At 35.9% G+C, this 3,158-nt stretch carries 4 protein-coding genes; all 4 read right to left on the reverse strand.

The window, feature by feature from the left end; genetic code table 11:
* Positions 1-111: 111 nt before the first annotated feature.
* Entirely contained in the window at positions 112-672 is a 561-nt protein-coding gene (locus tag BFA01S_RS21160) for a manganese efflux pump MntP (protein ID WP_066235564.1), read from the reverse strand.
* 60 nt (positions 673-732) lie between these two features.
* A complete protein-coding gene (locus tag BFA01S_RS21165; protein WP_066235566.1) occupies positions 733-1,773 on the reverse strand; it encodes an L-threonylcarbamoyladenylate synthase in 1,041 nt (346 codons plus the stop codon).
* 133 nt (positions 1,774-1,906) lie between these two features.
* Complete coding sequence (locus tag BFA01S_RS21170) at positions 1,907-2,350, reverse strand: hypothetical protein (protein WP_066235568.1); 444 nt, start codon at positions 2,348-2,350, stop codon at positions 1,907-1,909.
* A 58-nt stretch (positions 2,351-2,408) separates the two neighbouring features.
* Complete coding sequence (gene spoIIR, locus BFA01S_RS21175; RefSeq protein ID WP_066235570.1) at positions 2,409-3,068, reverse strand: stage II sporulation protein R; 660 nt, start codon at positions 3,066-3,068, stop codon at positions 2,409-2,411.
* Positions 3,069-3,158 lie beyond the last annotated feature (90 nt).

The raw sequence follows: 3,158 nt of genomic DNA on the forward strand, positions 1-3,158 counted from the left end.
CTGATAGAAGTTTCACTTTATTTTCTCCCATTGTCAACTAGGAATAAGAAAAGGATTGTTCTTTAACTGAACGCAGCTCTACTCTTCTTCACAGTCAAATAAGATAATTATTTAGATCGGAAAAATTAATTTAATACCGAATGCTAATAAAATACTCCCGCCTAATGTCTCACTGTATTTACCGACCCAGCTCTGAAATCTTTTCCCTACTATTAAACCCGTCCATGTCAGAATCATACTGACAATTCCAAATAATAAAACAGTCAGTAGTGTTCTTGCTCCATAAATCCCCAGGCTGAGACCGACAGAAAAACTGTCTAAACTTACACTTATAGCAAAAATAAACATACCAAAGCCGACAGGAGTAATTAATGGCTCCTCCTCTTTTTTAAAAGAACTATAAATCATCTGGATTCCTAAAAAGATCAGTAGTCCTCCACCAATTAATGTTGCAATTATTCCTAAAGAATGGCTCAAAAACTTACCAATAACCATCCCAACTAACGGCATCCATACATGAAAAACCCCGATCGTCACACCTATGTAAAAGATTTGTTTTAATTTAAGCTTAATCATTCCCATTCCAAGCCCTACTGAAAAGGCGTCCATGCCTAATGCAAACGCCATTACAAGTAATGTAATAATCTCCCCTACGAGCAATTCAATGTTCATTTTTAACCTCCCTCGGACATGCCTAATTTAACTTATGCATATCCGAATTCAGTTAGAACATTACTCGCTTACTACATGATGACCGCTCGCTTTTACCAAACGATTCATAATTGCCTGTCCAATCCCTTCATTAGGAAAGCTTTCACTTAAAATGACATCTATCTGTTCATCATCGAACTGTCTCAGCACATCATAAAGTTCATTTGCAACCGTTTGAAGCTTGCTTCTTTCTCCGCATACAATTATTTTATCTACATTGTAGAACTGAGCATTTTCTTTCGTCGTTAGAACACCAACTCTTTTCCCTTCATTCTTATATCGGTCTGCCAATGATTGAAGAAAATCTCTGCCTCCATTCACAATCGTTAAAGGAGCATCTGGTGCATAATGTGTATACTTCATTCCTGGTGACTTCGGAGCTTGATCATCCGTTTCTAACATCACATCCACATTAACTTTTCCGATCACATCTTCAAGCTGCTCCCTCGTAATCCCTCCAGGTCTTAAAATTGTTGGAATATCTGTCGTACAGTCAAGGACAGTCGATTCCAAACCGACCCCTGTTGCTCCGCCGTTTACAATCCCTGCAATTTTATCTTTTAAATCGTTATAAACATGCTGAGCCTTCGTTGGACTGGGTTTACCAGATAAATTAGCACTTGGCGCAGCTACTGGAACATTTGCCTCTTTAATTAAGGCAAGAGCAAGCGGATGATTCGGCATTCTGACTGCTACTGTATTTAAGCCAGCTGTCACATATTTTGATAATTGACCTTTTTTAGGCAAAATTAGCGTTAATGGACCAGGCCAAAACGTCTCCATTAATACTTTTGCATAATTAGGAACAGACTGAACAATGTAATCAACCTGTTCAAATGATGCAATGTGAACAATTAAAGGATTGTCGCTCGGACGCCCTTTTGCTTCATATATTTTCTTAACAGCCTCGTCAGATTGAGCATTTGCACCGAGTCCGTAAACTGTCTCAGTTGGAAACGCAATGACTTCATTGTCTATTATTAATTTAGCAGCTTCTTTAATTTGTGGATAACTTTCTAATAAAGGAACATCTTTATCCACAGTGAATATTTTTGTTTCCATTTTATAAAAACTCCTCATTTTTTCTTTATATGTTAAGAAAGTATAAAAGATATACACATATAAAACAAGCATTATCCACAATTTGTGGATAACACCCATTTCATATGTGTATAACTCTGTGGATATATGAACTTTAAGCTTCTTTCACCATTACTATCTTATCATTTTCTACTAAACAACTTCTCATATGCTCTGTATTTAATAGATGGACCGGCACTTCTTCTGTTGATATCTCTTCAAACCCCATCATAATCAAAAAATCAATGGATGCCTTATTATTTGTAATTAAATATAAATACTTCATCCCTTTTTGTCTGCTTAATGTTTGTGCACTTTGAAATAACGTTAGAATATGTGCCTGCTTAAGCTTGTCTGAAACAACAAGAGAACGCAATATACCATCTTCATTAACAGGTTCTATTCCAATGCAAGCAACGAGTTCATGATTTCCATCTTCCATTAATATAAATTGATCAATTAATTCAGGAAAACCTTCTGAATTCACACCAGCTTTATTCGCAAATGCTGTTAATTTATTTAAATCTTTCTCTTCAGCTACTTTTAATTGATAAAACATTTCTTCACCTCATTTTCATTTCTACTAGCAATCTATGAGGTGAAGAGAGAGAATATGACTAACCGAATAAACCTTCAAACCATTCTACTAAGAAGAACTTTACTTCTACTTCTTCTTTTTTCTCTTCTTCATCAATTACAATACTTGTTACTTGCTCTTTCATCTTCTCACTATCATTTTCAGCTGCTGCTTCATTTCCTTCTGCCTTTACTGCCGCACCAGTTGAAAAATCTAAGAAACATAATGGCGGGAAAAGAACACACCACCAGTTAGCACCATTTCCCTCGCCTAATGTAATAAGAATTGCTTCATACTCACCTGCCGGATAAATATAATCCCCATAAAGCTTTGTCGGAAAGCTTACATTGTCAAAGTCTACATCATATGATTGCACAAGCTCTTCTTCTTTCATTACATCTTCTACAATTCTTTCAATCTCCGGTAATCTATCGCTAATTAATTTGCGCGCTGCCTCAATTGATGTTAATTTCTCTACCCATTTTGTAATTTCTTTATTTACTTCATCTCTCACCTTACGCTTCAATGCCTGATCCTCATCTGAATCACTATTTGCTAAAATACGTAAGCGAATCGCTTCATCCGGGATAACAACAGGCTCATTAGCATCTGCAGCAGCGATAGACTGTCCATATAAACTGCCAACTGTTCCAGTTAAAAGTAAGAAAATATATATAATAGCAATTACTCTTGTTTTCATCTCTCATTCCCCCTCTACAAACAGTATGGACGGGAAGAGAAAATATTAAACTAGTTCTTTTAAAAAATATTATAAAGTGAAACTTCCATC

Source organism: Metabacillus fastidiosus NBRC 101226, from assembly GCF_001591625.1.
GTDB classification, from domain to species: Bacteria; Bacillota; Bacilli; order Bacillales; family Bacillaceae; genus Metabacillus; species Metabacillus fastidiosus.